Origin of the sequence: Burkholderia sp. BE17, assembly GCF_009362305.1 — a bacterium.
GTDB lineage: Bacteria > Pseudomonadota > Gammaproteobacteria > Burkholderiales > Burkholderiaceae > Burkholderia > Burkholderia pyrrocinia_C.
Genome location: NZ_WHNU01000035.1, coordinates 50631 through 76425, shown reverse-complemented (window position 1 = coordinate 76425; position 25795 = coordinate 50631). Strand labels below are relative to the sequence as shown.

Annotated in this window: 38 protein-coding genes and 1 tRNA gene; 20 read left to right on the top strand and 19 right to left on the bottom strand. The window is 64.6% G+C overall.

The features are described from left to right. Positions 1-31 precede the first annotated feature (31 nt). From GD429_RS27390 to GD429_RS27360, 7 genes are all read right to left on the bottom strand, one after another. Positions 32-538 carry a hypothetical protein gene (locus GD429_RS27390; RefSeq protein WP_152861618.1) on the bottom strand — a complete coding sequence of 169 codons (507 nt, stop codon included), beginning with the start codon at positions 536-538 and terminating at the stop codon, positions 32-34. Positions 539-547: 9 nt separating this feature from the next. Further along, a complete protein-coding gene (locus tag GD429_RS27385; RefSeq protein ID WP_152861616.1) occupies positions 548-2008 on the bottom strand; it encodes a DUF2213 domain-containing protein in 1461 nt (486 codons plus the stop codon). 225 nt (positions 2009-2233) lie between these two features. Then, on the bottom strand, positions 2234-2989 hold the full coding sequence (locus GD429_RS27380) for a phage minor head protein (RefSeq protein WP_152861614.1): 756 nt from the start codon (positions 2987-2989) through the stop codon (positions 2234-2236). Further along, positions 2986-4452 (bottom strand): DUF1073 domain-containing protein, encoded by a 1467-nt coding sequence (locus GD429_RS27375; protein ID WP_152861612.1) that lies wholly within the window; start codon positions 4450-4452, stop codon positions 2986-2988. The genes GD429_RS27380 and GD429_RS27375 overlap by 4 nt, the downstream gene beginning before the upstream one ends. Before the next feature lie 20 nt (positions 4453-4472). Then, positions 4473-6026, bottom strand: a complete 1554-nt coding sequence (terL, locus tag GD429_RS27370; protein WP_152861610.1) for a phage terminase large subunit — start codon at positions 6024-6026, stop codon at positions 4473-4475. Then, positions 5977-6456, bottom strand: a complete 480-nt coding sequence (locus GD429_RS27365) for a DUF2280 domain-containing protein (RefSeq protein WP_152861608.1) — start codon at positions 6454-6456, stop codon at positions 5977-5979. Before GD429_RS27365 ends, terL begins: the two co-directional genes overlap by 50 nt. 22 nt (positions 6457-6478) lie before the next feature. Then, positions 6479-7144, bottom strand: coding sequence for a putative metallopeptidase (locus tag GD429_RS27360; RefSeq protein WP_152861684.1), 666 nt, complete (start codon positions 7142-7144; stop codon positions 6479-6481). 91 nt (positions 7145-7235) lie between these two features. Here GD429_RS27360 and GD429_RS40685 point away from each other — a divergent pair, with 91 nt between their 5' ends. The 3 genes from GD429_RS40685 to GD429_RS27350 all read left to right on the top strand — a co-directional run bounded on the left by GD429_RS40685 (position 7236) and on the right by GD429_RS27350 (position 8439). Beyond that, a complete protein-coding gene (locus GD429_RS40685; RefSeq protein WP_193727211.1) occupies positions 7236-7412 on the top strand; it encodes a hypothetical protein in 177 nt (58 codons plus the stop codon). A gap of 290 nt (positions 7413-7702) precedes the next feature. Further along, on the top strand, positions 7703-7969 hold the full coding sequence (locus tag GD429_RS27355) for a hypothetical protein (RefSeq protein WP_152861606.1): 267 nt from the start codon (positions 7703-7705) through the stop codon (positions 7967-7969). A gap of 161 nt (positions 7970-8130) precedes the next feature. Beyond that, on the top strand, positions 8131-8439 hold the full coding sequence (locus GD429_RS27350; RefSeq protein ID WP_152861604.1) for a hypothetical protein: 309 nt from the start codon (positions 8131-8133) through the stop codon (positions 8437-8439). A 49-nt stretch (positions 8440-8488) separates the two neighbouring features. Here the strand turns inward: GD429_RS27350 and GD429_RS27345 are convergent. From GD429_RS27345 to GD429_RS27310, 9 genes are all read right to left on the bottom strand, one after another. Next, a tRNA-Met gene (locus tag GD429_RS27345) sits at positions 8489-8565 on the bottom strand. Between the two features lie 127 nt (positions 8566-8692). After that, positions 8693-9286: a DNA-binding protein gene (locus GD429_RS27340; protein WP_152861602.1), complete on the bottom strand. Its 594-nt coding sequence runs from the start codon at positions 9284-9286 to the stop codon at positions 8693-8695. Then, entirely contained in the window at positions 9283-9609 is a 327-nt protein-coding gene (locus GD429_RS27335) for a hypothetical protein (protein WP_152861599.1), read from the bottom strand. Before GD429_RS27335 ends, GD429_RS27340 begins: the two co-directional genes overlap by 4 nt. An 11-nt stretch (positions 9610-9620) precedes the next feature. After that, positions 9621-10091, bottom strand: a complete 471-nt coding sequence (locus tag GD429_RS27330) for a RusA family crossover junction endodeoxyribonuclease (protein WP_152861597.1) — start codon at positions 10089-10091, stop codon at positions 9621-9623. Further along, positions 10088-10264, bottom strand: a complete 177-nt coding sequence (locus GD429_RS40680) for a hypothetical protein (RefSeq protein WP_193727210.1) — start codon at positions 10262-10264, stop codon at positions 10088-10090. Before GD429_RS40680 ends, GD429_RS27330 begins: the two co-directional genes overlap by 4 nt. Continuing rightward, positions 10261-10500: a hypothetical protein gene (locus GD429_RS27325; protein ID WP_227791761.1), complete on the bottom strand. Its 240-nt coding sequence runs from the start codon at positions 10498-10500 to the stop codon at positions 10261-10263. The genes GD429_RS40680 and GD429_RS27325 overlap by 4 nt, the downstream gene beginning before the upstream one ends. 17 nt (positions 10501-10517) lie before the next feature. After that, positions 10518-11861, bottom strand: coding sequence for a DUF1376 domain-containing protein (locus tag GD429_RS41295; protein WP_152861593.1), 1344 nt, complete (start codon positions 11859-11861; stop codon positions 10518-10520). Between the two features lie 39 nt (positions 11862-11900). Continuing rightward, positions 11901-12110, bottom strand: a complete 210-nt coding sequence (locus GD429_RS27315; RefSeq protein WP_152861591.1) for a hypothetical protein — start codon at positions 12108-12110, stop codon at positions 11901-11903. A 153-nt stretch (positions 12111-12263) separates the two neighbouring features. Next, positions 12264-13064 (bottom strand): hypothetical protein, encoded by an 801-nt coding sequence (locus GD429_RS27310; protein WP_321574903.1) that lies wholly within the window; start codon positions 13062-13064, stop codon positions 12264-12266. Positions 13065-13225: 161 nt separating this feature from the next. Here GD429_RS27310 and GD429_RS27305 point away from each other — a divergent pair, with 161 nt between their 5' ends. Then, positions 13226-13726 carry a hypothetical protein gene (locus GD429_RS27305; protein WP_152861587.1) on the top strand — a complete coding sequence of 167 codons (501 nt, stop codon included), beginning with the start codon at positions 13226-13228 and terminating at the stop codon, positions 13724-13726. A gap of 164 nt (positions 13727-13890) precedes the next feature. Here GD429_RS27305 and GD429_RS27300 read toward each other — a convergent pair whose 3' ends face one another. Both GD429_RS27300 and GD429_RS27295 read right to left on the bottom strand, forming a co-directional pair. Continuing rightward, positions 13891-14112: a hypothetical protein gene (locus GD429_RS27300; RefSeq protein ID WP_193727209.1), complete on the bottom strand. Its 222-nt coding sequence runs from the start codon at positions 14110-14112 to the stop codon at positions 13891-13893. Then, positions 14109-14483, bottom strand: coding sequence for a hypothetical protein (locus GD429_RS27295; protein WP_152861585.1), 375 nt, complete (start codon positions 14481-14483; stop codon positions 14109-14111). Before GD429_RS27295 ends, GD429_RS27300 begins: the two co-directional genes overlap by 4 nt. Positions 14484-14650: 167 nt before the next feature. Here GD429_RS27295 and GD429_RS27290 point away from each other — a divergent pair, with 167 nt between their 5' ends. Continuing rightward, the gene (locus GD429_RS27290; protein WP_152861583.1) at positions 14651-15031 is read left to right on the top strand and encodes a hypothetical protein; all 381 of its coding nucleotides are present in this window, start codon (positions 14651-14653) and stop codon (positions 15029-15031) included. Positions 15032-15178: 147 nt separating this feature from the next. Here the strand turns inward: GD429_RS27290 and GD429_RS27285 are convergent, their stop codons facing one another. Further along, a complete protein-coding gene (locus GD429_RS27285; protein ID WP_152861581.1) occupies positions 15179-15424 on the bottom strand; it encodes a transcriptional regulator in 246 nt (81 codons plus the stop codon). Between the two features lie 86 nt (positions 15425-15510). Between GD429_RS27285 and GD429_RS27280 the strand changes: the two genes are divergently transcribed. The 15 genes from GD429_RS27280 (at position 15511) to GD429_RS27230 (ending at position 25795) form a co-directional block, all read left to right on the top strand. Next, the gene (locus tag GD429_RS27280) at positions 15511-15897 is read left to right on the top strand and encodes a hypothetical protein (protein WP_152861579.1); all 387 of its coding nucleotides are present in this window, start codon (positions 15511-15513) and stop codon (positions 15895-15897) included. Between the two features lie 822 nt (positions 15898-16719). Further along, positions 16720-17172 carry a hypothetical protein gene (locus tag GD429_RS27275; RefSeq protein ID WP_227791760.1) on the top strand — a complete coding sequence of 151 codons (453 nt, stop codon included), beginning with the start codon at positions 16720-16722 and terminating at the stop codon, positions 17170-17172. Then, positions 17169-17318, top strand: coding sequence for a hypothetical protein (locus GD429_RS40670; protein ID WP_168799548.1), 150 nt, complete (start codon positions 17169-17171; stop codon positions 17316-17318). The genes GD429_RS27275 and GD429_RS40670 overlap by 4 nt, the downstream gene beginning before the upstream one ends. A gap of 29 nt (positions 17319-17347) precedes the next feature. Then, positions 17348-17671, top strand: coding sequence for a hypothetical protein (locus tag GD429_RS27270; RefSeq protein WP_152861577.1), 324 nt, complete (start codon positions 17348-17350; stop codon positions 17669-17671). Beyond that, a complete protein-coding gene (locus GD429_RS27265) occupies positions 17668-17913 on the top strand; it encodes a hypothetical protein (protein ID WP_152861575.1) in 246 nt (81 codons plus the stop codon). The genes GD429_RS27270 and GD429_RS27265 overlap by 4 nt, the downstream gene beginning before the upstream one ends. Next, positions 17913-18089 (top strand): hypothetical protein, encoded by a 177-nt coding sequence (locus GD429_RS40665; RefSeq protein ID WP_193727208.1) that lies wholly within the window; start codon positions 17913-17915, stop codon positions 18087-18089. Before GD429_RS27265 ends, GD429_RS40665 begins: the two co-directional genes overlap by 1 nt. Continuing rightward, positions 18086-18253, top strand: a complete 168-nt coding sequence (locus GD429_RS40660) for a hypothetical protein (RefSeq protein WP_193727207.1) — start codon at positions 18086-18088, stop codon at positions 18251-18253. Before GD429_RS40665 ends, GD429_RS40660 begins: the two co-directional genes overlap by 4 nt. Then, on the top strand, positions 18250-18393 hold the full coding sequence (locus GD429_RS40655) for a hypothetical protein (protein ID WP_193727206.1): 144 nt from the start codon (positions 18250-18252) through the stop codon (positions 18391-18393). Before GD429_RS40660 ends, GD429_RS40655 begins: the two co-directional genes overlap by 4 nt. A gap of 95 nt (positions 18394-18488) precedes the next feature. Next, positions 18489-18788, top strand: coding sequence for a KTSC domain-containing protein (locus GD429_RS27260; RefSeq protein ID WP_152861573.1), 300 nt, complete (start codon positions 18489-18491; stop codon positions 18786-18788). Beyond that, positions 18785-19594, top strand: coding sequence for a RecB family exonuclease (locus tag GD429_RS27255; protein WP_321574901.1), 810 nt, complete (start codon positions 18785-18787; stop codon positions 19592-19594). Before GD429_RS27260 ends, GD429_RS27255 begins: the two co-directional genes overlap by 4 nt. Before the next feature lie 14 nt (positions 19595-19608). Further along, complete coding sequence (locus GD429_RS27250; RefSeq protein WP_152861571.1) at positions 19609-20811, top strand: hypothetical protein; 1203 nt, start codon at positions 19609-19611, stop codon at positions 20809-20811. A gap of 30 nt (positions 20812-20841) precedes the next feature. Beyond that, positions 20842-21723: a DNA translocase FtsK gene (locus GD429_RS27245; protein WP_152861569.1), complete on the top strand. Its 882-nt coding sequence runs from the start codon at positions 20842-20844 to the stop codon at positions 21721-21723. Continuing rightward, positions 21720-23486, top strand: a complete 1767-nt coding sequence (locus GD429_RS27240; RefSeq protein ID WP_321574899.1) for an AAA family ATPase — start codon at positions 21720-21722, stop codon at positions 23484-23486. The genes GD429_RS27245 and GD429_RS27240 overlap by 4 nt, the downstream gene beginning before the upstream one ends. Then, positions 23483-24073, top strand: a complete 591-nt coding sequence (locus GD429_RS27235) for a 1-pyrroline-5-carboxylate dehydrogenase (RefSeq protein WP_227791759.1) — start codon at positions 23483-23485, stop codon at positions 24071-24073. Before GD429_RS27240 ends, GD429_RS27235 begins: the two co-directional genes overlap by 4 nt. Before the next feature lie 87 nt (positions 24074-24160). Next, positions 24161-25795, top strand: a complete 1635-nt coding sequence (locus GD429_RS27230) for a hypothetical protein (protein WP_227791758.1) — start codon at positions 24161-24163, stop codon at positions 25793-25795.

The following is a 25795-nucleotide window of genomic DNA, read 5'->3' as shown; positions in this document are numbered from 1 at the left end:
GGCTTCGGGTGAAGCGCTGTTCAGCGCCGGATCAGATGTTGACGGCGATTTCGACGATGCCGTATGCGTCGGCCGGGCCGGTGAAGTACCAGTTCGCCGGCATCGCGACGGTGTTCGTGCCGTCGACTGCCGCTTCGAAACCACCGAGCGGCTTGCCAGCGGCGGCCGCCGCGACGCGCACGTACACCGTACCGTTCTTCGTGGCCGGCGCGGTGCCGCCGAGCGCGGCGTTGAAGTAGCCGCGCTTCAGGATGTCGGTCACACCGCTCGTCGGCGGCGTCGACGTCCCGAGCGGATCCGTGCCGTTACCCTGGATCGGATACGCGCGCAGGTTCACGCCGTAGACGAGCGCTGCCGTGTCGGCCGCGTTGTTGATCGGCTGGATCTTGCCGTTCACCATCTTCACGGGAACGCCGAACGCCGCCGGCGGTGCCGCCGAGTCAATCAGCTGCGTCTCGATCGTGGCGACTTCGGCGCGCTGGAGGTCACCGGCAAAGCCTGCCGGCATGCGATATTGATAAGCTTGCAACGAGGGCATGTCGGCTCCTTACTTGCGGACCTTCCAGAATTCCGCGTGGATTGCGTTGATGTCTTTCCGCTCAGTCTGAGCGGAATCGTTCGTCCGGCGCTGCGTGACGCCGGAGTTCTTGCTGCGCACGACCTCCGACGCTGCGTTGAAGAACGCCGCGACGGAATCGCAGGTCATGCTGGCCACGTTCGCGCCGCCGACCACCGACTTGACCAGTTCGGCGTTCTCGTTGTCCAGCGCGGCGCGCAATGCGCGGCGGCGCAGCACACACATGGCGTCGACCGTCTTCTTGCGGACCGCCTTCGCATCGAACGTCGGCAGTCGCACTCCCGGCGCGAGGATCTCGGCGCGCGAGAGCGCATCCTGAAACTGGTCGCGCAGCGCGGTGCTGTCTCCGGTACGCGCGCCGGTCTTGTCGTCGTCGCCTTCGCCGGCACCGTCGTTGTCCGTCGTTCCGGTACCGAGCAGATCGTCGTCATCGCCGTCACCGTCGCCGGTCGGCGTGCCGCCGCTTTCGAGCTTCGTCACGCGATCGGCCAGCGCATCGATCTTGCCGTTGGTGGCTTGGATCGCATCGAGCACCTGCTTCAGCGGATCGCCTTCGCCACCGCCCGCGCCATCGTCGCCCGTCGCGGAGACAGCCGCCTTCGGATCGGTGCCGGTACCGGGCATGTGGATGTGAATCTGGGGTTGGCCGTCGCCACCCTCGCCGCCTTCGTCGCCGGTCATCTCGTTCGCGACCTTCTCGAACGCTTCGGAATCGCGCGTCATGAACGCCTTGCGCAACGCGTCGACGAACTTGGAGCCTTTCTTGGTTGCCATGCTTGCATCTCCTGTCGGGAGTAGGTTGGAACTGCTATCCCCGATCGAACACACGGGGCCACAGCGGGCGCTTTTCACGAGGGCGACGTGGTTGCCCACGATCACCACCTGTCGCGCCCGCCCAGGCGCAATCTGTTCGTAGTCGGCGTCGTAGCCGTTGCTTACCTGCGTGAGCGCGTCCGCGCCCTTGCTCTGGACGCGGCGGATCGCCTCGGCGTCGGTGATCAGCAGATCGGCGAGCATCAGCTCGGCCTGGTCGCCTTCGCCTTGCCGCACGTTGCGGACCGTGCCGCGCGCCACCGACATGTAGTTCGCCGGCGTCACGAAATCCGGCGGATGGTCGATCGTGATCGGCTTGCCTTCGAAGCTGGCGAGCGTCTCGGGGCTGAACAGCACGTCTGCCGTGCGCTCGGCGACGATGACGCCGTCCTTCGCCTCGATCTCCGGCAGCTCGAAATAGGCGTAGTCCTGCGCGCCGACGCGTGCGATCGGCACGGCCTCGCAGAGCAGGAAGCCTTCCGGCGTGATCGACTGCCGCTCGCCGAGCTGCTCGGCCGCGTACACGCCCGATGCGGTGATGCCGTCGCGGGTATGCGCGCGGGCACGCGGCGCATGCGAGCCGCACGTGCACGCGTGGTCAGTGGTGTAGATGCGCATGTCAGATCACCCGCTGCGGGTCCGGCACAAAAGGTTTCGCACGCGGCACGGGAGGCGGGGGCAGTTTCACAAGGGTCATGAAGCGAAGTGCCTTCAGTGCCTCGTCGCACGTGCGGGCCTCGACTGATACGTCGCCAACGATCAGGCGAACTGGAGGCCGGCGCAGCGCGCGACCGACTACAACACCGCATACGAATGCGGCGAATGCAGCGAAACAGAGCATGGTCAGTCCTTCGGAAATACGACTTCAGTCCAGCACCGGCATCCATAGATGCAGCCAGCATGGGCTCGGCGGCCGGTGCGCCGATCGGCGATCGGCGGGTTGTCCCATGTGATGAACTGGCCTTCGAGGATGCGATGGTCCTCGCGGACATCGGAGTCGGCTGACGTCCGCCAGAAATAGCCCGGGCTGCCGATGTGCAGCGCTCGCGCCTCGGTGAGCGTCGTCGCTGCGCGCGCGACCTCGGTGCGCGCAATCAGGTCAGCGCGGCTCTTAGCGACCTGCCCTGACTCCTGAATCGCCTTCGAAATCTGCGCCGCGCGTGTGCCGTCGACCATCCCCTCGATCGTCAGCCGGTGCACGCGCTCGGCGGCGTCGAGCGGGATCGACTTGATGAGCGTCACCTGCTCAGCCATCAGCGCGCGCATCGTCTCGCCGGTTGCCGCGCCGCGGATCTCGTCACGCAGCGCACGCGACATGTCGGCCGCCTGCTGCATCCACGCCTGCTCGTCGCGCCGGTTCAGGTCGGCAAGCATCCGCGCTGCGGTGGCTTCAGCCCAGGGCGCCAGAGCCTCGGCGTAGCGCCGGAGCAGCTCCTCAATCGTCGGCGCGAATGACGCGTCGCCAGCCGGGAAACCGTTCACCAACACGCCGACCTGCTCGGCGATCTTCCGCAACTGGAGGCTGTACTGCCGCTCGGGCCCGCTCAGCCGAACAGGGTTCTTGCGCCGGTCGCGCTTTCGATCGAGGGTGAGGATCATCGACGTCGGAAAAGCCTGCGAAGCAGAGAATCATTCGTGCGCGCGGCCGCGCCCGGCGCCGGGCCGAGCGGAAGCGCCGGATCAATTCCCGGCGGATCCTCGCCCTCTTCGTCGCGCTCGGCCTGCTCGATCGCTTCGTCAGGGATGTCGCCGAACATGCCGGTGTCGGGCGACGACGCCTTCAGCTCGCGCATGCCCTGGCTGCGAGGAATCAGATCGGCGTCGACGGCCTTCGTCACCGAGTCGACCGTCTTGTTGCCGATCTCCGCCTTCTCGGCGGCCGACATCTCCTGCAGCGGATTGAACTCGTACGAGAAGTCCTCAGGCAACGGCTGGCCGATTTCCGACCGGCACATCACGTCGAGCAGCCCGTGCAGAGGGTTGCGCAGCCGGCGCTCCTGCCGCGTGTGCACCTTCTCGTGATACAGCTGGCGCGACCCTTCGCCGGTGTCGCTCAGGCCGGCCGGCTGCTGACCGAACAGGCGATCGAGCGGAATGCCCGTCGCGCCGCTGAGCTGCATCGCGAACTGCAGCATGACGTCGGACAGCCCGCTGAACGCGTACTGGTGCGTCTCGAACTTGTCGGTCGCGTCGATAAGGGTGATGCCCTCGTTCGACTGCCCGAGCCGGATCATCTCGACCTGCTTCAGCAGGCCGTTGAGCGCCGGGCCGCCGGCCGCGATGATCTCGCGCAGCTTCTCGACGCTCAGCGTGCGCAGATGCGCCTTGTAGACGAGCTGGCCGGCGCCGACCGTCGCGCTGTCGAACGCGATCAGCCGGTCCCACATCGGCTCGAGGATCGACAAGCCCCAGCCGTTCTCGCTGATGCGCTGGTAGTACGGCAGCGCTTCGCCGTCCATTCGCAGCACGCGCGAGTGGTGAATGCGCCCCTGCGGCAAGCCGATCGTGGTCGGCAGCACGTCGTAGTACTTCGGCATGCCGAGATCAGGGCCGAACTCGGTGACGACTTCGCCGACCGGCGGCGCAACCATCCAGCGGTCGAGCACGAGCAGGCCCTTGAACTGGCCCTTCCCGATGGTCTCCCGCCGAAGCGGCTGCGACATGTCCTGGCCGTCGATCAGCATCACTGCGATCGCGCCGCCGTACAGCTGCCCCCATTTGCCGGTGTCGCAGAGCTGGTCCCAGATCGCCTTGCGCGTGAGCGCCGTCTCCATCTTCGACACGTCGGTCGGATCGAGCCCGGACATCTCGATGCCCTTCCGGGTCATGTCCTCCGGGATCGCGTCCACCGCGGCGCGCACGATCCACGATCCGCGGTACGCGGCTTCCAGCCAGACGCGGTTGCGGCTCTGGTACGACAGCGTGTACTGCGCCGCCGACGCCTGGTTGTCGGCGCCCCATCCGAGCCGCGCTTCGAAGTTGGCGAACGAGTCGACCGTGCGATGGGCGTGCGTCGCCGCCGACGCGCGCGGCGGCCGGGTCTGTTGCTTCCGTTTCGACATTCCGGGAAATCCTGTCGTGCTCAACCGGCAAGCCGCTCCCAGACCGACAGGTCCTTCGCGCCTCCCAGCATGTCGTTGATTGCGTCGACCATTGGATCGATCTGGTCGTCGTGCATGTGCGTGTCGTCAGCCGTGAACGAATCGCACTCGGTCAAGAAGTCGCTGACCCATGGGGCATCCAGCGGTACGCCGACGTTGCCGGCGTCGATGTGGCTCACGACGTCCATGACGCGCGTCAGCTTGTCCTTCACGCGCTCGATGCCCTCGATCGGGATGCCCCCCTCGGCCTGAATGTCCTGGATCAGCCCGGTACCGCTGGACTTGTCCTCGACCTTCATCTGGCGCAGCACCGGCGCGCCAGGGTCGTCGGCGCCGATGGCCGCGTGCTTGTTCCAGAAGTCGATCGCGCGCCGCTTCAGCTCGGGCGCCTTCCACTTCCCGCGCACCAGGTCGATCAGGTACACACGGTTGTCGTACCCAAGGCCCCAGCACTCGAATACGCTGTAGTCGTTCCGCTCGGCGGTCTTCTGCGCCGTGTCGGCGAAGATCTTCCGGTACTGGAGCTGCGGCAGCGCGCCGTAGCGCAAGAACTTGCCGCTCTGGATGATCCCGCCGCCCAGCGGCGACGGCCGCTGCATGTACTGGCCGTTGAAGACGTACGCGTCCGCCTTCTCGGATGCGAGCAGCTCCTGCAGCGGTTCCTTGTACGGCCAGTAGCTGTACCGGCCGTCCTCGTCTCGCTCGTCGCGCTCGACGCGTTCGCGGATGTGCGCCGGCAGCTTCGCGACGTACTCGTCCGTGATCAGCGCCGGGATCTCGATGAACTCCCACTCGCCCGGCAGCTTGCCGGCCTTGATGAAGCCCGTTGGGTCTTCCTCGGCGAGCCGCTGCATGATCACGATGATCGGCGTGTCCGGACTCGCCTTTCGGCTCTTCACGGTCGACTGCAGCTTGCGGTTAGCTTTGTCCCGGTTCGTCTTGCTGTACGCGTCCTCGACCTTCAGCGGGTCGTCGATGATGATCGCGCCCTGCCAGCCCTCGGTCATGTGCCCGGCCCGGAAGCCGGTGATCTGGCCGCCGAGAGACACGGCGTACACGCCGCCGGCTTTCTTCCCGTCGACGAGCACGTTCCAGCGCTTCTTCGACTTCGCGTCGTCAGCCACCTTCAGCGGCCAGAGCGCCTGGTACTCGTCGGATGCGACGATGTCGCGCGCCGTCTCGCTGTTCAGCAGCGCGAGGTCGTCCGAGTAGCTGATGTGCAGGAATCGCGCGCGCGGGTTCAGCGCGAGGCCGCGCGCGATCAGGTTGATCGCGACCAGCTCAGTCTTCGACGAGCCCGGCGGCACGTTGATGACGACGTTCTTCAGCGTGCCGTCGATCACGCGCTGCACCGTGTCGGCGATCAGCACGTGGTGCCAGTTGACGCGGAACTTGATCGCCTGCCGGTGCTTGAAGAAGTAGCGGCTGAAGAACAGGTGATCCCGTTCGCACTTCGTCTTCAGGACGGCCCGCTCGATGGCGGGGTCAATACTCGTCTTCGAGTTTGGCGACGGCGGCTGCGACCTGGCTTTCATCGACGACGACCGTCCTGTTCTCGATCGGGCCGCCGTTCTCCCCAGTGTGCTCGAGGCGCCGCCGGTTCGTGTAGGCGTCGCCGGATTCCTTCGCAGCCTGCTCGAGCAGCTGCGCCATCAGCGGCAGGTTGTTGCGCTCCTCTGCCTTCGCGACGGCTCGGTCGAGCGCGCGCAGGCGCACGGCACGGTGCGACACACCGATGCGCGATGTGTCGTTGAGGAACTCCTCGCGCGTGCGCTCGAAGATCTCGCGGAACTTCTTGCTGAGCGTCGCGCCGGCCCGCTTCGTCGGGTCATACCGCTCGCACTGCTGCGGCGACACCTCGACGCCGAATTCCTCGCGGACGGCCTTCGCCGCACGGGAAGGCGTGTCAAAACAGGCGAGCGCCTGCGTGACGAACACCTTGATCGGTTCGGGAAGTGCTGCCATGACGGAAAACTTTCAGGGGAGGCTATGCAGCCCGCAGGATGCAGGTGCCGCAGGCGCGCGCGATGTCGACGTGACCGACCTCGGGGGCGCGCTGAGCCGCGGCGACGAGCTTGGCGGTGTCGCCCGCGCCGCCGGCCACGCCGTAGCGCCGGACGATGCCGACGAATTCCTCGACGTCGTGGCCGCGGATGCCGAGCTTCGGCATGCCGTCTTTCGTGAAGGCCGGCGCGCCGAACGCGTCGGTGCGCTGGCCGATGTGATACAGCTCGTGCTCGACGAGCGCGCACCACTGGAGGTCGTTACACTCGCGCGCGTAGTCCGCGTCGAGCGTGATCAGGAACGCCGGCACGCGGCCGAACCATTCGAGGTACTGCTGCTCCTGCCTGGCGCGCTGCCAGCCGCCGGCGCGGATCATCACCTCTTCGCACTGGCCGACGACGCGTCGCATCTGGCGGACGCTCTCAACGGCCGCCCAGAGGTAGGCGACGTCGGCGTCGATCAAGTGCTCGTGGTCTGGGTTGTGCAGCGGCGCGCCGGCGCGCACAAACGTCTCGGTCACCCACTCGGTGACGCCGTCGGCCGGCACGATGCGCCGGATCCAGCTCGAATCGCCGAAGAGGATGTCGGGCGGCGCAGGACGCGGCGCGTGCGCCATCCGTGCGACATCGGATCGGCTCGAATGAGGCATGTTGTTCACGGGTGCTCGGTGACGGCTTGACCTCGGCGTAGAATTATCAAGCCGGGATCCACCGGCTCACTACGGGGCAAAGAAAATGGCAATGAGTGAACGAGACGCTCAGAACACTGCAATCGCGCTCGTCAAGGAAGCACTTGGCGCGGGCATAACGTTGCCCACCAATGGCTGGACGGTCAAATCCGCTGAAGCCGGCGAGAATCTCGGAACGTTTATCGGAACTGCAGTCGAGACGCTCACGAAGAGATTGAAGGAGCTGTAACGAAAAAGCCCGCTGGCTCTCGCTCAGTGGGCTCAACGTATCTGGTGCCAGCAGGGCGGCGGAAACCCGTCTGCACCATTCGGCGCGCTGGCTGATCACCTCGCTGCGTCTTCCCCGCCGGCGCAGCTAAGGCCAAGGCCAGAATAGCACTAATCCCGCGCCAATGCGCTCTGACTCCGGCGGCGCTACGCGTTGCTGCGATATACCTACGTCAAAAGCAAAAATGATGGCGACCTATACAATTTCATGGCCGGGCGGTCGCCCGGGCAAACCACCTATACGAGGGACCAATGAGCAACGAACAACAACTTCTTGCCAACGACGTACATCAAGCCGCAACGCGGACCGCCGACGGCGCAATCTTGGCAGCGCTGATCTCGATTCAGATCAAGGACGCGAAGGATAAGGACGAGGCAGCACAACGCATGCGCCTGTGGATCCACAGTGCGTTTGACACCCTGCATGCCGACCCCGCAGTTCCCCATGACGTCAAGAACGCCATTCGCAATCGAATCGACAACGTATTCGACAACGTCTCGAAGCTGCGGGTCGACTAATCCGCGGTAGCGGAATAGCGATGGGCTGCGTGTCTGGTGCCAGCAAGGCTGGCACAATTCCATCAGCGCCTTTCAGCGAGCCGGCTTATCTCGTCGGTTTCACGCCGTATCGTAGAATCACTCAACCGGGATACTCCGGCAAACTACGGGGATTAATAACTATGGCAAAAGTCAGCTTGGCACTCACTTCCGAAGTAGAAATCGGAAAAGTAGATCAAATTCTGACCGTAAAAAGCACCAATGGCCGCAAGATCGGCGCCCTTAAATTCAGCAAGGGGTCCGTCGAATGGTGGCCGAAGGGCAACAGCGTCAACGCTCACAAATACAGTTGGGAACAACTCGCTGCGGTACTCGAGGATTCCAAGCCGACGGTGCGCGTAGCAGCTAAGAAGGCGGCAGCGAAACCTGTAGCGAAAGCGCCTAAGCCCACGGTCAAGCGCGTTCCTCGTACCAAACCTAACGCGAAATAACACTGCACGAAAAAGCCCGCTGGCTTGTCGGCTCAGCGGGCTTCGATGTTGGTTGCGGGGATAGGATTTGAACCTATGACCTTCGGGTTATGAGCCCGACGAGCTGCCAGACTGCTCCACCCCGCGGCCAGGATTGTAGGCGAACAGGTCCGACGACGCAAACGAAAAAGCCCGCTTTCGCGGGCTTTTTGCTTCGGACGCACGTATGACGTGTATCGAATATGGCGGATTATTGTGTGCGAAACACACATTGTCAAGCTGTCGTTCGTTCCTGCAGCAATCCGAGCTCGCTGAACCGCCGCTCAATCACCGACCACGCGAGCCCCTCGACGCCCGCCTCGCCGGTTTTCTTATCGCCCTCGATCCACTTCCGCACCGCTGCGTTCTGCTTGCTGACGGTGTTCACGTGCGCTTCGCAGTCGTGCGCGATGTCGACCAGGTCGCACTTCACCCCGAACAGACGCTCGATGATCGCCCGACGCACGCGGTAGTGCGAGAACCCCGAGCAGTAGGCGGCGGACGCCCGAATCAGCCACCCAATCGCGGCCTGCCACTCGAGATTCGGCGTTCGCCCGCTGCAACACGCCGCGCCACATGAGCACGGCAAGTCATGCGGCGCTGCGCGCGCGACGATCACGGAGAGGTGCAGCTCGGGCAGTTCCCAGAGGTGCCGACGGATCTCGCCGGCCTGGCCGGCGCCGTCGAGCCCGACCAGACCCATCCCCGTACCGATTGATTCGCCGCGCAGCCGCTTCGCCAGCATCGTCTCGCCATACTGCTGCGACGAGTAGCAGAGCGCGAAGCGCACGGCATCGAACGCGGATTTGAACTCGACGACGTCGCTCATCGCACACCCCGCGTCGTCATCGCCAGCGCCTGGCGCGTGTTGAGCTCGGCCATGTAGCCCGACAGGTTGCTGGTGAAGTCCGGCCGGATTCGCGTGTCGACATGCGTCCCGGGTGAGCGGCTCGTGCCCGCGAGCGAGTACATCCGACCGCGGTTCTCCGAATGGCAGTCGAGCCGCACGAGCGCGACGTCGAGCGACAGCAGTTGGCGCACCGACGAAACCGGATGCTTCAGGCGACGAGAGAGGTCGTGCGCAGAGTACCGGATGCCGGGCTTCATGGCCGCGATGATCGCGTTGATCGTGAGTTTTCCTTTTGCTTTCAAGGCCCCGCTCCTTATGCTGACTTCAGATTCAATTCGATCGCCTCGATGCGCACGCCCGGCGTGCGCGCGTAGCGTTTCGACACCCAGAGGTCGACGACCTGGCCGTCGTCGACGTACACCACTCCGTTCATGCCGTCCTTCAACGCCTTGACAACGTTGTCGGCGTCCGGCTTCTTCGTCGCGCCGATGGCGCCGGCGGCCGCCTCGCCCTGGCGCTTCATCGACCAGCTCGCCGGAATCGGCAGGCCGATGTGCACGATCAGGCGGATCGGGCCGGCGTACGGCGTGGCGCTGCGCATCGCTGCGCGGGCGGCCATCTTCACGAGGTTCTCGTACCGCTCGGTCTTCTCGGGCGTATAGGTCGTGACGTGCGCTCCGCGGCGAGCAAACTTCGGGCGCCCCTTCGCGACAGGCGCACCCGGCACGACGAACTCGACGCGCCGCGCGATCGGCGAGCCCGCGATGAGGGTCTGCTGGCTCATCGAAGCACCTCCAGCGAGAGTCGACCGATGCGGTAGACCTTCCGGTAGCCATAGCGCTCGGAGAAGTACCGCCGGTGGTCGATCTCGAATGCGAGCCCCTTGCCGCGCAGGCGGAAGAAGAAGCCTTTTCGGTGGGCAACGAAGAAGGTGTCGCGCGAGATTCGGATATTCATGCCGTCACCTCGTCGCTCACGTTGTCCGTCACCGGCACGCCGCTGATCGGTCGCAACCATGCATCCGGGCACCAGCCGTTCGTGATCTGACATGACAAGCCAGTCCGCGCGTCCATGGCCGGGATCGGTGCTGGCGCTTCGACGTACCAGCAGAAGCCGAAATGCATGTAGTCGCCGTAGGGTGCCTTCACTTCGACAATTCGGTCGCGTGCAAGGCCGCGCGCGATCACGGCCATGTCTCCGGGTTTGCAGTTCATCGCCCTTCCCCCAGCAGTGCGCCGGCCGCGACGGGCCCGGCAGTGTTGCGAAACGCGCGGTTGTGGTCGTCCCACCACGGGCCATCGCCCGCGGCGCGAAGCACCCGCAGCTTGAAATCGGGACACGTCTCGTGTTCGTCCTGTTCGAGGCCGAGAGAGCGGCCATGCGCGACGATGCCGGGCCAGCTCGTATGCCATGGGCCAGCGGGTTCCGTGGTCGAACCAGAGCCTGCACGGCCAGTGCGCTGCGCGATCGCCTCGGGCAGCAGCGAGTTCAGCAGCCCGACGTTCAGCGGCTGGTCCGAACGCTCGCGCTTCCGGCGCAGCAGCGCGACCTGAATCGCCGTGCGCAGGTCGATCGGGATCGCGCCGAGCGATGGCCAGCTGCGCACGCGCTCGTCGTCGGCGGCGAAGCCGACGCCGCTCGAACGAAGGATCTCGACGAAGGCGGCGGCGGCGTTCAGTTCGTCCTCGCGCGTTACTGCCTGTGCTGTGCCGCCGCCGCTTGCTGTGTTTACTTGTTCTGTTCTATTCCGCTCCGCTCTGTTCAGAGCATTTTCCGAGGGAATTCCAGCGGAGCCGCCTTTGCTTCCGCCGGAAAATCCACCACTTCCGCCGGAAGGGTCATCGTTTCCACCGGAAAATCCGAGATTTCCGTCGGAGCCGTAATTTTTACCATTCGAGTGACCTTCAGCCGAGGCGCCAGCCTGACGACGCCCCGCCGGTCGCCCATTTTTTCCGCCGGCTTCCGCCGGAGCGTGGCCTCCTTCCGCCGGAATGGTCCCCGTCTTCCGCCGGAATTCCATATCGTTTCCGCCGGAAGGAGTGCTAAATTCCTCCGGAAAAAGATCGCGTTCCAGCGGACGACCCATATCAATCCACGCATCGAGCTCCGGTACCGCCAGCGGAGCGAGCCCCGCTTCGGCCCTCGCTTTGTTCCGTTTCCGAATACGCTCGCCGAGCTTGTCGTGCGCGTGACGGTGTTTCGAGAACCATGCGGCATTGACCTTCTCGGCGAGGACAGGGTGATACAGGCGCCCGTCGGCGCATTTGATCCAGCCGTGCAGCGCCCCGGCGCGCACGTCGTGCCACGTCGGATCGAGCTTGCCCTTGTGCCAGTAGCCCGCACGCTTCGCGAGCCAATCGTCGTTATCCGGAATGCTTCCGGCAGGCACTTCATGCCACGACACACACCAGAGCAGCATCGCTGACCAGCATGCCTCCGGCGACTCGTCGTGAACAAGATCGGATCCGAGCAGCCGCGGCACGTCGATCGGCATTTCGCGGAAATTGCGCAGGTCGGCGTCTGCTGGAGTAAGTGGGAGAGGGAGATCAGACATGTGCCCTCCTTCCCGGGACGGCACATGCGACGAGTATGGTTACTCGGCGTTGTCGGTCGAGATGCTTTCGTCCCACCAACTCGTATCCTCGAGCTGACGCATGATCTCCTTCGCGACAACCCGTGCCTGCTCGGGCGAGAGAATTACGATTGCATCCTCGCCATCGCCGCTGTCTTGGCTGATAGCAAGATACCCACCCTGACTGATATAGACCTCGGTCTCGTGCGTCGCCTTCAGTTTTATGCCCATGCCTACTTTCCTCGCCTGCCGACGAAGGGAGTCGAGCATGCGCCATTTGGCAGGCAGCGACGGCGCCACGGTGCGCACCGTGTACCCGACTGGTGATTAAATCGTAATACATGGCAAGCCTCTGAGCCATGGTGAGAAGATTCGGGAGGTCGTTCATGCTGATTCTTGTGCAATATGCGGCAGTGGTTCCGCGGCCGATCCGATCGCGATCTGAATGCGCTCGAGCTGCTGACGGAGCCGCTTGATCTCGGGTTCAACACTGAGCCGGCGCGCGGCTTCCCTGCATGCCCTGGCGATCTGCCCCGCACTTGCGCCGTCGGGCAGGCCAAGCGCACGCGCGAGCTCGATACGCGCGCCGTCGACTTGCGCCGCGTCGCGTTGCGCATCCTCCTTAGCTCGATCGAGGATCAGGCGCCGTTCACTTTCGGCCTCTTGCGCGAGCCCTTCCAGCCGCTCGGTAGCCAGCTTCAGGCGGCGCTCAGCATGCAACCGATCGCGCGTCGCGTCCGCGACGATGTCGCCGAGGCGCTTGCGGAGTGTCTTCTCGATCGACCATTCGCTATGGAGGCCGACCCGCAGCTGTTCAAGGTTCGTGTTCGCGAGGCGCGCCATGCCATCGATGATCAGCTTGATCCACGCGTCGCGCGGCAGGTTGTCGACGTTCTTCAGCGTCGGCCCCTTCAGTGAACGCCATCCGTCCGGCCCGCGGACGATTAACCCGCAGCCGGCCGGGATGTCTTCTTTCTTCAGCAGACCGGCCGGCGCAGCGAAGATCACGCCGGCGGCAAAGCGAAGGTAGGAGGTCCACTTCCCCGCCGTTACGTCCCGGCGGAAATCGGCGACGCTGATCTTGCATTCGTATGCGACCGGCTGGAACCTAGCGAACGAGCACGGCACCGTATAGACGTCCGGCCGCGGCGAGCCGGACGACCCGAGCTGCATGTCGGTCCACACGAGACGATCGGATGCGCCGCGAAGATGCGCGGCGAGATCCCGGGCGAGGTCATCGTGCGCCCAGTTCATGCGAACTCCCTGCGCACGCAAGCTTCCGCCGCGGGTGCGCTATGATGGTTTCGCCGCGGACATACGCGACCTACCACAATACGGGGGACCGCATGCCAATCATGACCGTAACGGCAGCCATTGCCGGCCTGAAAAATACGATCGACCTTGCGAAGGCCGCAGTCGCGGCGCGCGACGAGTTGAAGCTTGCTGAGATGCAGCAATCGATCAACGATCGGGTGATCGACGTTCAAAATGCAGCGCTGGCACTTCAAGAAAAGCAGGCCGCGGCGCGTGACGAAATTGACGAGCTGAAAGAGGCGCTTCGTACGGCGAAAGCCACGATCGCTGAACTCGAGCGCACGCAGTCCGAGCGTGAAAAATACGTCCTCGAAGGAATCGGCCACGGTTCGTTCGTATACGCGTTGAAAGAAGAAGCGACCGGAATTACGGTAAGCGGCGAACCTCGGCACTACATCTGCCAGCCATGTTTCGACGGCCCGGAAGGTCGCAAAGTGGTGCTCGACTTCAATGTGGGCGTCAAAGGCCCTTACCGAGTAGCACCTTGGTGGTCGTGCTCCGTTTGCAAACGCACCGTTTCCGAAGGCAAGTAGTATCCCGCCCTCGTCCCGCGATTTGTTTGCCGCGGCCCAATCCCAGCCCGATCGGCGCTGGAAGCGTGCGAGCACATTTGGCGTGAACGAGTTGTCGTCACCCGGAACGCCAAAGCGCGTCGCGCGCCAGCCTGCGCTGAATGCCGCGCGCTCGAACAGTGCGGTCAGCATGTGCCGGCCTCCTTCTGGTCGTTGATCGGCGCCGCGTCCGGCCGCACGCGCTCCAGCATCCAGAGCTGATCGGCACGGAACGCGAGGTAGTCCTGCGGGGGATCGCGGTAGATGAAGAGGTGTTTTTCCTCGACGGTGCCGAGGTAGGTCATGGGGCGCCCTAGCTTGACGGTGAAGGGCTTGCCGATGTCGCGGCGGCTGAGCGTCAACGTCATGCAGCCGCCTGCCGCTGTGCGAATGCTTGCTGGACAAACTCGCCGATCGCCTGCTGGCTGATCCGCCGGTATTCCTCGATCGCCTTGCGCTCCTGGATCGCGAGCCACTGCCGGGGGTAATCGCAGCCCGTGAACATGCAAAACAGATGCAGCTTCGTGGCCGGGAACGGCCGCCGCCCGGCAACCAGGTCGCCGAAGTGCGGATAGTGGATGTCGCAGTTGCGCGCCAACGTCTTGCGATCGAAGCGCCGGAGCCCAAGCTCAAGCGCGCGCTCGAGGCACGCCTCAAACGTCATCGCCTCGATCTCCTGATCGGGCAGCGTCGCGGCCTGCACCCACGGCGCGAACATCCTGAATTCGGTCTGGTTCATACGAAAAATCAATCGTTACCCAGTTGATTACCCACTTGCTTACCCAGTTGGCGCCGGGGCGAAATAAAGGCCAGGACAACACCTGGCCAACCTTCAAATAATGCGAACCGCCGCTATGCGAAAATCAAAGCCTCTGACCTCTTCAACCTACTCATCGCGGGGTTCGCATGGCACAACAGCTCGAGCTACAGCTGTACGAGATGGGCGATGGCAGTCACCAGCTGAATCTAGTAACGGCCGACGCCGGATACACCTACACGGCGGAGGACGTTTCAAATTTCATTGCTGTGCTCGCCCAGACGCGCGCGCAAATGCTTCCAGCTATTCCGCTCGAAGCGCCACCGATGGAAAACATGCAGAACGTGGCCGACGATCCGCCGATTCGATGGGCGTACGACGAGATGAACGACCGCTTTGCCTTACTCATTCGTCATCCCGGCCATGGGTGGATCGGCCACTCGCTTCCGTTCGAGACGGTGGAGGCTCTCCAGCATGGCCTTCAAAACGTAAGCGAGCACCGAAAGCAGCAACGCCAGACCCCGAACTGACCGTTCCATCGCCGCCGCCGCTCCCTGCGCAGAATCGCGAACCTTCAAACTTCACGATGACGGTCCTGGGCAACGCGACGTACGAGCGGCGTTGGCACACCGACGGCTTACGGCCGAGTCGAACGGGATGGAACACGCGGAGTTTTTTCACGCCCCCTCCTTCGCCGGCTCAGCCAGCTCGGGCCAGATCAGGTGCCAGTCGTCGGGCCGCAGGTCGCGACGAGTCACTCGACCAGCGGACTCGCGCTCAATGGCAACGCAGAGCTTCTCGCCCGCCTTTCGCTGTCCGTAAATGACGTTTCTCAGGAACGCCGCAGTTGTCCCGCAGCGCGCTGCGAAGAGATCGCGATCGGCGCGCGGGATATCGGCGAAAAAGGATTTGAGCTTGTCCATGTGCCGATCATACACCGTCTGGTTTATGACGATCAACACCTTCTGGTTTATTTCACCATTTGGTTTACGGTGATCTAATTTGCCCTATGAAAGATGACCTACTGACCCACAACGAAGTCACCGAATTGCGGCGTCAGGCGCTTGGCCGCCTGATCGATTTGCACGGGCAGGCTGAAGTTGCGCGGCGGATGAAAAGGGTTCCGCAGCAGATCAACGATATGGCGCGTTCGAAGTCCTTCGGCGAGAAGGTCGCGCTTGAATTCGAGCGCGCTTGGCGCGAAAGCACTAATGGCGAAGTGATCGACTTACTCGCACCGCGTCCGCGGGTTGAGCAGACATCGGCGCCCGCCGGATGGGAGCGCCTCGACGGGCTTGGCCGCGCTAAGGTCGAGGCGTATATCAGTGGGCTGCTCGCCCAATCTGCGCCACATCCTGCTCCGGCTGAAGACGACGACAGGCCATTCGGCGACTAATTTGGCGTGCCACCTCAGGCAGCGGTTCAAGCGACGCATCCCAGAATGAAAACTCCCGCGTAACGACCGGCCGCTTCATCCGTCCAGTGAATCCGAACGCCGGATTCTCAAGCAGCACATCCCATCGACCATCCGACCGCAGCCGCTGAATCGCCACTATCGTGCCGATCAGCGCAGGGTTCCTGCTCGTCACCACCCTGGCCAAGTCCCCGGGCCTGCACCGCACGCGCGTCTTCGATTCATCTTCCACTGGCCGCCCTCGTCTTGGGTTTGTCACAATACTGTATGCATGTACAGTAGTTTAGCCCCAGTTCCAGCACTCTTTCAACTGCCGTCAGCAGACGCTTAAGAAATTTGCGCCGGGTCGCCGCGTTACAAATTTTCGGACGAACATAAACCAAACGGTGTTGACGGAACATACACCATCTGGTTTAATGACTTCCAACGCGACACCGACGCCGCGCCACCGCCCCAGGCGGATCGCTCTCTAACAATCGAAGATAAGCCGGGACCGCAGACGCGGAGCAACCGGCCGGCGCGATCAGCGTCGTGAGTCAGGACGGACGCCGCGGAAGACCGCAGCGCTATGCAACACCCGAGTGAACCTGACGCAAGACAGCCAGCAACACGTGACCGATGGCTTCGTAATCGGCACAAACCTCGCGCGTCCCGGAGCCGGCACGGCCGGGAGTAGCCGGGCGCGCGAGTGATGCAGTTCTGACCGGTGGTGGTTCGTTCTCCCGAGGCGTCACCGGTCAGAACTGAGCGCAAATACTGCGCCGTTGTTCAAGACTTCAATTCAGTTAGCAATCCTACTTTCATTTGGAGGATGAGATGCACATTCCTCGAACCCATCACCACAACGTGTGCGCCCTGCCCGCGCTGGTCGACCACCGCGCCGACCAGCGGCAGGCCGCGGCGGACGACGAGGCGCTGGCGCGCGACGAGCGCAATGAAGCGATCGCGGACGCCGTCACGTTCGACGTGCTGCCGTTCTCGACTGAGCAGATCGCCGTGCTCGACGCCGCGCTGCGCCGCGGGCGGATCGAGGACGTGTACGAAGTCTGGAACGTCTGCAAGGGCTCCCTCGACTCGGAAATCGCACTGCGCATCGCAAACGCGGATCTAACCGCCGCTGCGCCGCGATTTGCGCAGACGTACTGCTCCGCCTGCGGCGCCGAGCTCGGCCCAAGTAACGCAGGAGTGAGCAGTTGCAGCGATCACCGCATCGCCCCGCGGCGCTCGCTCCACAGCATTCATCCGAGGGAGTCATGAGCCAAATTGCCCGCGACCTGCTCGAACTGCTATCCATGCCGCGCAATGACGACGGCAAGCTCGGCGGCCTTGTGGAACTGCTGCTGCGCGAGTATGCGCTGAACATCATCGCGCCGGGCGTCGCTGACGCGCGGCGCGGCTGCTGAAAAACACACAACACCGACCGAGGGACTACATGAACGAGACCACCACCGGGCCCGACCTCGAAGCCTGCGGCTGGTATGTGCGCACGAAGCGCACTGACGTGGACACGGCCGGCTGGTTGGTCGCTGACTGCTCGACGTCGCCGCATGGGAAGGAATACGCACGGCTGTTCGCGGCCTCGCCGAAGTTGCTCGCAGCATCTCGCAGCTTTCTCGACGCATGGGATGACGGGCTGGAGTTCGTGACGGATGAATACCTCTCGAACCTGCGCGCCGCGATCGCACTCGCGATGCAGGCTCCTGCGGAAGCGCCGCACCAGGTGCAGCACGTGACGATCGCAGGAGTGAATCGATGAGCAACCTCAAATCACCGGCCCAATGTGGCGACCTCGCCGAAAAGCTCGTCGCCGACTACGTCCGCGAATGCGGCGCATACGGCAACCCGGATGCGCTCGCGAACGTGATGGAAATGCTGATCAGCAAAGCGGCGCTCGGTATCGCCATGGTCGGCAGCGAATCGATCGCGCAGCAAATCCTCGATCGCACGAAGCGCAACGTCGCGACGTTCGCCGATCGGAACCTTCGGAGGGGCCACTGATGCGCACGCCTCTCAACAGCCTACAGCCTGTATTTCGTCAGTACAAACAATCGCCTGTATCGCACGTGCGGTATGTGCTCGAAGGCTCGGCATGGGCGTTCGCGTACGGCGTCGCGATCGGCGCGCTCTGGTTCGGCGCTGATCTGGCCGGCCCCTACCTGCGGAGCCTCGGATGACGCCCTTCGACCTCCTCGGCGCGCTGCTCGACCGGGTATTCGAATGGAATCCCATAGCCGGTTACCTTGTCGCGCTCGCGATAGCCGCGGCGTGCACATTCGTGCTTGCGCGGCTCAACGCGGACGGCACGGCCATCACCGCACTCGTCACGAGGCCTACATGAGCCGCTTCACCGATCACGCTGACCTCTTCGAGCGCCGACATCCGCGTGCTGCACGGGCGCTCGTTCTCGCAATCTTCATCGCAGTTGCGGCAATCGCCGTCGCAATCGACTACTTCAGCAAACGCTGGGGAATCCTCTAAGCGCTGCCCTCGCACTCGGCGACGGCACGTTCGCCGCCACATCCCGCGCGCCGCTCGATGCGCGTCTCTCGTCGTTCTATCTGGAGTCCCAAGGCATGAAAACCATCGACACCCATCCGGTCGAGTCGTCGCAGATCCATAGCATCGGCTACGACACAGAATCCGAAACGCTCGCGGTCCGCTTCAAGGATCGCAAGACCGGCGCGCGGACGTCTCTGTACCACTACACCGGCTTCACGCAGGCGAACTTCGACGCGCTCAAGGCGGCCGACTCAATCGGCTCGCACTTCTACAAGCACATCAAGCCGTTCCCCGACCGCTTCCCGTACGTGTGCATCGAGAAGATGCCGGCACCGGCCGCGGACATCGACGCCGAAACCGCAGGTGCGGCGTGACTCCCTCGGTCTATAGCGTGCGAGCGTCGAGCTGGGGCGCACTGTTTGAGTGCGCCTACCGGTGGGAGGCAATCCATCTCCTGAAGATGCGCAACGTCGTCGGGCTGCGCGCCGCCCTCGGTACCGCGATCCACGCCGGCACGGCCGCCTATGACCAGAGCGTGCTTGACGGCTCCGGCCTGACCGTCGACGACGCGGCCGGCGCGTTCGTCGACAAGCTGCACGACCCATCGAACGAGTACAACCCGGCGAGCGATGATCTCAACCTGAAGGATGCGGAGCGCATCGGCATCTCGCTCACGACGAAGTACTGCCTCGAGATCACGCCGCGGTACGACTTCGTCGCGGTCGAGATGGAAACGAAGCCGCTCGACATCGACTGTGGCGGTGGGATCGTGATCCGCCTCACCGGCACGATGGACCGCGCACGTGTCCGTCGCACGGCGCTCGGCCCGGGCATCGCCGACCTGAAGAGCGGATCGAAGGCTGTCGCCCAAGGTGTCGCTGTCACGAAGGGCCACGGGCCGCAGGTCGGGACATACGAGCTGCTGTACGAGCACACGACGGGCAACCAGATCGGCGACACGGCCGAGATCATCGGCCTGAAAACGAAAGGCACACCCGAGGTCGCAACCGCGCCGATCGCCAATGCGAAGCGCGTGATGATCGGCACCGAGGAAACGCCCGGGCTGATCCAGTTCGCGGCCGACATGTTCCGCTCCGGTCGATTCTACCCGAACCCCAAGTCGCTGCTCTGCGACAAGAAATACTGCCCGCGCTACGGCGCCTGCCAGTTTCACGACTAACTCTCGAGATCTCTATGTCCACGCCTACCACCCTGGAATCCGTCCGCTCGCCCCTCCCGCGCGAAGCCAACCTCCCCGCCGTCGCCCCCGGCTTCGGCTCGCTGCAATCGTTCGAGCTGATGCAGCGCGCGGCGAACCTGTTGGCGTCGTCGACGCTTGTGCCCGCCGCGTACCGCAAGGTGATCGAGAAGCTCGACAAGTTCGGCAACGTGAAGGAGTCGCGCGAGAACCCGAACGCGCTTGCGAACGCTGTCGTCGCGCTGAACATGGCGCAGCGTATGGGCGCCGACCCGCTGATGGTGATGCAGAACCTGTACATCGTCGAGGGCCGGCCCTCCTGGTCGTCGCAGTGGATCATCGCCGCCGTGAACGGCTGCGGCCGCTTCTCGCCGCTTCGCTTCGACATCAAGGTGCTCGGCGCGAAGAACGTCGACTACGTCGAGACGTTCTGGGAGAACAACCAGCGTCAGAAGCGCACGATCAGCGTGCCGATCACCGACAAGGTCTGCGTCGCATGGGCGATCGAGAAGGAAACGGGCGAGCGCATCGAGTCGCCGGCCGTGTCGATCGAAATGGCCGTCAAGGAAGGCTGGTACACGAAGAACGGCAGCAAGTGGCAGACGATGGACGAGGTGATGCTGCGTTACCGCACGGCTTCGTTCTTCGGGAAGCTGTACGCGCCCGAGCTGCTGATGGGCCTCACGACCGTCGAGGAAGCTGCCGACATCGTCGACGTGCACGATGACGGCAGCTACTCGGTGAACCGCGCCACGCTCGACGAGCTGCGCGGCGGCCGCAGTCAGCCGGCCGAGGAAGTCCCGCGCGGCGCATCGCAGTCGCAAACGGGACCCGCGACGGAATCGCACACGCACGGCGCGTCGTCGGCGGCCACTCAAGTCGAGCCGGTCGACGACCAGGACGGGGCGCCGGAAGACAGCGGCAATGGTCAAGGTGGTTTCGACTTCGACGTCGCCGGCTTCGTGCGGGGCATCCGCGAGGACATTGAGTCCGCCAAGACGCCCGAAGACCTCGACCTCGCCCGCAGCGCGATCAGCGGCGTGCCCGATGAAACCGCCAAGGCCGAACTGAACGCCCTCGCCTCCGCGCGCATGCGCGCCATCACGGCGGCAGCCGAACAGGCGGCCGCCGGCAAGGCAACCGCCCAAACGACCACGCCGGCCGGCCGTCGGCCGCGCGGCCCCATCAACGCCGACTAACGCGCGCCTACCGCCGCCAAGGATTCCGACATGACCGACAAACACGTACTCCAGATGACCGCCGAATCGATCGGCAAAGACCTGCTCTCCGCGCTCGTCACCGAAATCAAGCTGCTGCCGGACCTGTGGGTCAAGCTTTCCGAGAAGAAGCAGAACGACGTCATCGATCGACTGCGCGCACGCGTCGAGCACAACGTGAAGATGGCGACGCACCTGATCGCGAGCGATGGCCGTGTTGTCGTGCAGGGCGACCTCGTGCAGATCACGATCAAGGATGGCGTCAAGGCTGCGGTCGAGTTCAGCAGCGCAGCGCCGAATCTCCATGATCTGTACGACGCGCAAGGCAAAGCGGTCCTGCTGGTCGTTGCGAATGCCACCGCTCACACCGGCGGTATGGATGAGATCCGCGGCGAGGCGGATCAGCGCGGTTTCGACCTCGGCCGCGAGTACACGGACGGTGACGGTGACGGGATGGACGGCGACAAGCCCGACAGCGCCGTCGTCGACGCCGAGTTCCGCGAGGTGCCGAAGCTCGGCGACGGCCCGACACAAGCGCAGATCGACGAGCAGCATCAGGCCGGCCGGCAGGCGGCTGCTGAAGGCAAGCCCGAAAGCGAATGCCCCGTGATGGCCGGCGAGTTGTGTATCGCATGGGTGAAGGGCTGGAAGGAGTGGCACGAGGAACAAACCGCCTCCGGCAACGAGGATCCGCTGTACGCCCAAGTCGAAGCGTTCGTGATCGAACAGCAGAAAGTGTCGATTTCGAGCGTGCAGCGCCAGTTCAAGATCGGCTACAACCGCGCCGCGCGGCTGGTCGAGCTGCTCGACGCCAAGGGCATCGTCAGTGCGATGGATTCGGACGGCGGCCGCACAGTTCTGCGGCCGCGCGGAACGCAGGGAGAGGAATCGTGAAAATCACCGACATCTACGTGGCGAACGTTCTCGGGATCCGCACGGCGGACCTCCGGCTCGCGAAACCCGTCGCCCTCTTCACCGGCCCGAACGGCGCCGGCAAGAGCAGCCTGCAGGAAGCCGTGCGCATGGCGCTCACCGGAGACACCGTGCGCGTCGCGCTGAAGAAGGAATACGGCTCGCTCGTCACCGAGGGGGCCGACGGCGGCCAGATCGTTGTCGCATGCGGTGAGCAGGCGAACAGCGTCATGCTGCCGTCCGGCAAGCTGAAGCGCGAGCTCGCCGAAGATCCGCGCCTTCCGCTGGTGCTCGACGCGCAGCGGTTCGCGCACCTCGGCGCGGCCGAGCGCCGGGCGTTCCTGTACGACCTGATGGGCGTGAAGATCGGCGTCGACGAAATGCGCGCGCGGCTGCTGGGCAAGCTCGGGTTCCGCGCCGATGCGGTGCCGGCGCCGGCCGCCGCGCGGCTCGCGGCCATCACGCCAATGTTGCGCGCCGGCTTTGAAGCGGCGCAGAAAGAAGCGGCCGACCGCGCGCGCGGCGCGAAGCAGTCGTGGCGCAACGCGACCGGCGAGACGTACGGCAGCCAGAAGGCAACCACCTGGCGCACGGCGGCGGTCGAGTTCGACGAGGCAGCATTGCGGAAGCTCACGGGCGACCGCGCGGCGCTCGACGACCGGATCGGCGAACTGCAGCAGCAGATCGGCGCGGCCGACGCGGCGGACACCGCGGCACGTGCACGCGCGTCGCGCATCGCCGACCTGCGCACGCGCGCCGCCGGCTACGCGAAAGCGGTCGAGCTCGCGCAGCTCGCCGACGAGCAGGTCGCCGAATTTCTGCCCAAGGTTGAAGCACTTCGGGTGCTCGCCGGCGCTGCGCCCGCCGGAGCCGAATGTTCGTGCCCGGAATGCGGCGCGCTCCTGCGCTACCTCAACGGCGTGCTGTCGGCGGCGGCTGCAGCCGGCGCGCGCGACGCTGACGCGGCCGCGAAGCTGCCCGAGTACGAGCAGGGTTTGAAGACGCTGCAGAACGCGGCCGCGAACCGCAAACGCGACCTCGAAGCAGCTGACTCGGCCGCAACGCAGTTGCGCGCACTCGAAGACGATGCGGAGGACAGCGGCGCGGCCGCCGCACGCGAGAGCGGCGACGCCGCACGCTCGGAGCTGGCCGACCTCCAGCGCCGCCGAAAGCAGCTGGATACCGATATTGCGACGCTTCGCGAAATCGAGCGGCGCGCCGCCGGCGCTGCCGATCTGGCAAAGCAGGCTGCGGCGCTGCACGAAGACGTCGCCGCGTACGAGGCGATCGCCGACGCGCTCGCGCCGAATGGCATCCCGGCCGACTTGCTCAGCGAAGCGCTCACGCCGATGAACGAGCGCCTGACCGACCTCGCCGAGATGTCCGAATGGGCCGACGTGACGATAACGCCCGAAATGGAAGTCCTCGCCGACGGCCGCGCGTACGCCCTGCTGTCCGAATCGGAACGCTGGCGCGTCGACGCGCACATCGCCGCCGCGATCAGCCACTTCTCGGGCCTGAAGCTGCTCGTGCTCGATCGCGCCGACGTCCTGGTCGGGCCCGAGCGTGACCGGCTGCTCTACTGGCTCGACGATCTCGCCTACAGCGACCAGATCGACACGGCGCTCGTGTTCATGAGCCTGAAAACGCCGCCCGGTGGCCTGCCGGAAGCCATCGAAGCTTTCTGGGTCGAGGGCGGTCAGGTCGCGCCGGCCACGCATCACGTAATACGGGAGGCAGCGTGAGAGAGGACATCGAGAAGTATCTCGCCGCGACGTCGGAAGCCACGGCGAAAGCCGTGGCGACTGGAACCGGGCTTCCGCATCTCGACGTGACGAAGGAGCTAAACCGGATGCTCGGCGAGGCGATCGTCGAGCGCGAGAAGCGTGCGGGCGGCGGCAATGAGTACGTCTACTGGCTCGCGCGGGCAGCGCAGCCGGCCACGCCGGCGCTGGTATCGATCGGCCTGGTCGAGAAGTCGCTGGACCCGAATGCCGGCGTCATCGACGTTGCGCGGATCATCGCGGACCTGCGCGCCGAAGTCGAGCGCCTCACCGTTGAGCGCGACGCCGCGCAGCAACGAGCCGACACCTGGCGCGCGAACACCGCGGCGCTCGAAGCCCGCATCGACGAGCTGACGCTCGGGCCGGTCGGCGCGCGTGCGCCGTTGTTCGTGACGATTGGCAGGTATTGCAAGCCGAGGCGTCACGCGTCGCTCGAGAAAGCCCAGCGGCGCGGCAGCGCGCTCGTGCGCAGCGAGAAGGAATCCGAGGTGCTCGTTCTCGAACCGGTCGGCCGGATCGTGCGCGGAACGCAGTGGATGCCCCGATAGCAGCACCGCCGCGCGCCTTCCGTGCCCCGGATTGCGCGGCGCATTCGGGCGGCTCGCACAGCGCCCATTTTTCCCAAGGAACACAATATGGATCTGACAACGACCCATGCGACGGACGTACTGCGCGACCAGCAGTACGACACTCTCCTCGCAGCCGTTCAAAGCGCGTTCGAATCACACACCAGCAACTCGCAGACGCGCCTCTATACAACGGACGTCGAAGGGCTGTTCGACCTCTACCTGAATACCCTGTCGCCGTCGCCCGATGTTCGTCAACACCATACCTGTAACGCGTGCCGCCGGTTTGTCGAGCGCTTTGGCGGCCTCGTGACCATCAGTGAAGATGGCTCGTTGGCGTCTGCGATCTGGACGCAGGAAGCAGCATCCGCCGTTGAGCAGCCCTACTACGCCCCTGCGATTGCTCAGATGCGCGCGTCGGTCGAGCGTGCGCGCGTCACCGGCGTCTTCAACACGTCCGAGAGCATCTGGGGCCAACCGCGCACTGGCGAATGGACGCACTTCTGCGTGGTGCCCGGCCGTCACCTCGTCCATTCGAGTCGCGTACAGACCGCGTTTCAGGCGATCGCCGAGACGCGTGAAGACTACCGCACGATGCTCACGGCATTACAGGAGTTCACGCTCGCGACCGTCGAGACCGCCGTAACGTTGCTCAAGACCGATTCGCTCTACCGTTCCGAAAAGTGCCTTGGCGCGGCCGAGTGGCTGCGTGACGTGATCGTCGCGCGCGAAGCGACGAAGAATAGTCGCCTGAGGGAAAACTTGTTGTGGCGCGCAGTCGCCGCCGCGCCCGCAGGGTTCGCACATCCCCGTTCATCGATGATCGGCACGCTGCTCGAAGACATCGCTGCTGGGCTGCCGTTCGACGACGTGAAGGCGAAGTTCGCCGCAAAGATGCATCCACTCCTGTACCAGCGCCCGCAGGCTGCGCCGAGTGCTGGAACGATCCGCCAGGCCGAGAAGATCGTCGAACAGATGGGTATCGCCCCCTCGCTCGAGCGGCGCTTCGCACGGGTCGACGAGCTACAAACGCTGTGGAAGCCGAGCAATGCGGCTGACGTCCCGTTGAACGGCAGTGTGTTCGGCCACCTCCAGCCGAAGAGCGCGAAGCCGGCCAACTCACCCATGGTCGCATCAGGCGGCCCGGTGACATGGGAAAAGTTCGCTCGCACCGTCTTGCCCGAAGCTGAAGCGATCAAGGTGTATCTGCCGACGGGATCAGCCAACTTCGCCGCGTATCTGACTGCGCAACATGCGGATGCGCCTCCCATCCTGCAATGGGATCACGACGACCTCCGCAATCCCGTGAGCTGGTACCTGTATAACGGCGGCTCGTCAGCATCCCATTGGGGACTCACGCCGGGCACGTGGGCGAAGGTGACCGCAGTCAGCGCGCAACCGTCGTCATGGCATGCGCCACACGAGCATCAAGGCGCTGGGGTGCTTCTCGTCATCGAGGGCGCGAAGGATCATCGCAACGAACGTTCCGGGAATTGCCTTTTTCCCGAATGCCTGAAGTCGGAGCTGCACGCCGTGCGATCCGTCATCGAGGCGTACTCGCGCCGCGCGTCGATCGGGGGTTTTGACAAGGCATCGGCGTGTGGCCTGATGTTGCAGAAAAGCAGCCGCTTCGGTAACGGTCATCGCGTCCGCGTGACGGCAAAGGGTGCAACGCTGGAATACGTCATCGATCGGTGGGATTGA

Bases quoted from the DNA above. Each gene is read 5' to 3' on its own strand.
- GD429_RS27390 (WP_152861618.1), bottom strand. From the start codon at position 538: ATGCCCTCGTTGCAAGCTTATCAATATCGCATGCCGGCAGGCTTTGCC.
- GD429_RS27385 (WP_152861616.1), bottom strand. From the start codon at position 2,008: ATGCGCATCTACACCACTGACCACGCGTGCACGTGCGGCTCGCATGCG.
- GD429_RS27380 (WP_152861614.1), bottom strand. From the start codon at position 2,989: ATGATCCTCACCCTCGATCGAAAGCGCGACCGGCGCAAGAACCCTGTT.
- GD429_RS27375 (WP_152861612.1), bottom strand. From the start codon at position 4,452: ATGTCGAAACGGAAGCAACAGACCCGGCCGCCGCGCGCGTCGGCGGCG.
- terL (WP_152861610.1), bottom strand. From the start codon at position 6,026: ATGAAAGCCAGGTCGCAGCCGCCGTCGCCAAACTCGAAGACGAGTATT.
- GD429_RS27365 (WP_152861608.1), bottom strand. From the start codon at position 6,456: ATGGCAGCACTTCCCGAACCGATCAAGGTGTTCGTCACGCAGGCGCTC.
- GD429_RS27360 (WP_152861684.1), bottom strand. From the start codon at position 7,144: ATGCCTCATTCGAGCCGATCCGATGTCGCACGGATGGCGCACGCGCCG.
- GD429_RS40685 (WP_193727211.1), top strand. From the start codon at position 7,236: ATGAGTGAACGAGACGCTCAGAACACTGCAATCGCGCTCGTCAAGGAA.
- GD429_RS27355 (WP_152861606.1), top strand. From the start codon at position 7,703: ATGAGCAACGAACAACAACTTCTTGCCAACGACGTACATCAAGCCGCA.
- GD429_RS27350 (WP_152861604.1), top strand. From the start codon at position 8,131: ATGGCAAAAGTCAGCTTGGCACTCACTTCCGAAGTAGAAATCGGAAAA.
- GD429_RS27340 (WP_152861602.1), bottom strand. From the start codon at position 9,286: ATGAGCGACGTCGTCGAGTTCAAATCCGCGTTCGATGCCGTGCGCTTC.
- GD429_RS27330 (WP_152861597.1), bottom strand. From the start codon at position 10,091: ATGAGCCAGCAGACCCTCATCGCGGGCTCGCCGATCGCGCGGCGCGTC.
- GD429_RS40680 (WP_193727210.1), bottom strand. From the start codon at position 10,264: ATGAATATCCGAATCTCGCGCGACACCTTCTTCGTTGCCCACCGAAAA.
- GD429_RS27325 (WP_227791761.1), bottom strand. From the start codon at position 10,500: ATGGCCGTGATCGCGCGCGGCCTTGCACGCGACCGAATTGTCGAAGTG.
- GD429_RS41295 (WP_152861593.1), bottom strand. From the start codon at position 11,861: ATGTCTGATCTCCCTCTCCCACTTACTCCAGCAGACGCCGACCTGCGC.
- GD429_RS27315 (WP_152861591.1), bottom strand. From the start codon at position 12,110: ATGGGCATAAAACTGAAGGCGACGCACGAGACCGAGGTCTATATCAGT.
- GD429_RS27305 (WP_152861587.1), top strand. From the start codon at position 13,226: ATGCCAATCATGACCGTAACGGCAGCCATTGCCGGCCTGAAAAATACG.
- GD429_RS27300 (WP_193727209.1), bottom strand. From the start codon at position 14,112: ATGACGTTGACGCTCAGCCGCCGCGACATCGGCAAGCCCTTCACCGTC.
- GD429_RS27295 (WP_152861585.1), bottom strand. From the start codon at position 14,483: ATGAACCAGACCGAATTCAGGATGTTCGCGCCGTGGGTGCAGGCCGCG.
- GD429_RS27290 (WP_152861583.1), top strand. From the start codon at position 14,651: ATGGCACAACAGCTCGAGCTACAGCTGTACGAGATGGGCGATGGCAGT.
- GD429_RS27285 (WP_152861581.1), bottom strand. From the start codon at position 15,424: ATGGACAAGCTCAAATCCTTTTTCGCCGATATCCCGCGCGCCGATCGC.
- GD429_RS27280 (WP_152861579.1), top strand. From the start codon at position 15,511: ATGAAAGATGACCTACTGACCCACAACGAAGTCACCGAATTGCGGCGT.
- GD429_RS40670 (WP_168799548.1), top strand. From the start codon at position 17,169: ATGAGCCAAATTGCCCGCGACCTGCTCGAACTGCTATCCATGCCGCGC.
- GD429_RS27270 (WP_152861577.1), top strand. From the start codon at position 17,348: ATGAACGAGACCACCACCGGGCCCGACCTCGAAGCCTGCGGCTGGTAT.
- GD429_RS27265 (WP_152861575.1), top strand. From the start codon at position 17,668: ATGAGCAACCTCAAATCACCGGCCCAATGTGGCGACCTCGCCGAAAAG.
- GD429_RS40665 (WP_193727208.1), top strand. From the start codon at position 17,913: ATGCGCACGCCTCTCAACAGCCTACAGCCTGTATTTCGTCAGTACAAA.
- GD429_RS40660 (WP_193727207.1), top strand. From the start codon at position 18,086: ATGACGCCCTTCGACCTCCTCGGCGCGCTGCTCGACCGGGTATTCGAA.
- GD429_RS40655 (WP_193727206.1), top strand. From the start codon at position 18,250: ATGAGCCGCTTCACCGATCACGCTGACCTCTTCGAGCGCCGACATCCG.
- GD429_RS27260 (WP_152861573.1), top strand. From the start codon at position 18,489: ATGAAAACCATCGACACCCATCCGGTCGAGTCGTCGCAGATCCATAGC.
- GD429_RS27250 (WP_152861571.1), top strand. From the start codon at position 19,609: ATGTCCACGCCTACCACCCTGGAATCCGTCCGCTCGCCCCTCCCGCGC.
- GD429_RS27245 (WP_152861569.1), top strand. From the start codon at position 20,842: ATGACCGACAAACACGTACTCCAGATGACCGCCGAATCGATCGGCAAA.
- GD429_RS27230 (WP_227791758.1), top strand. From the start codon at position 24,161: ATGGATCTGACAACGACCCATGCGACGGACGTACTGCGCGACCAGCAG.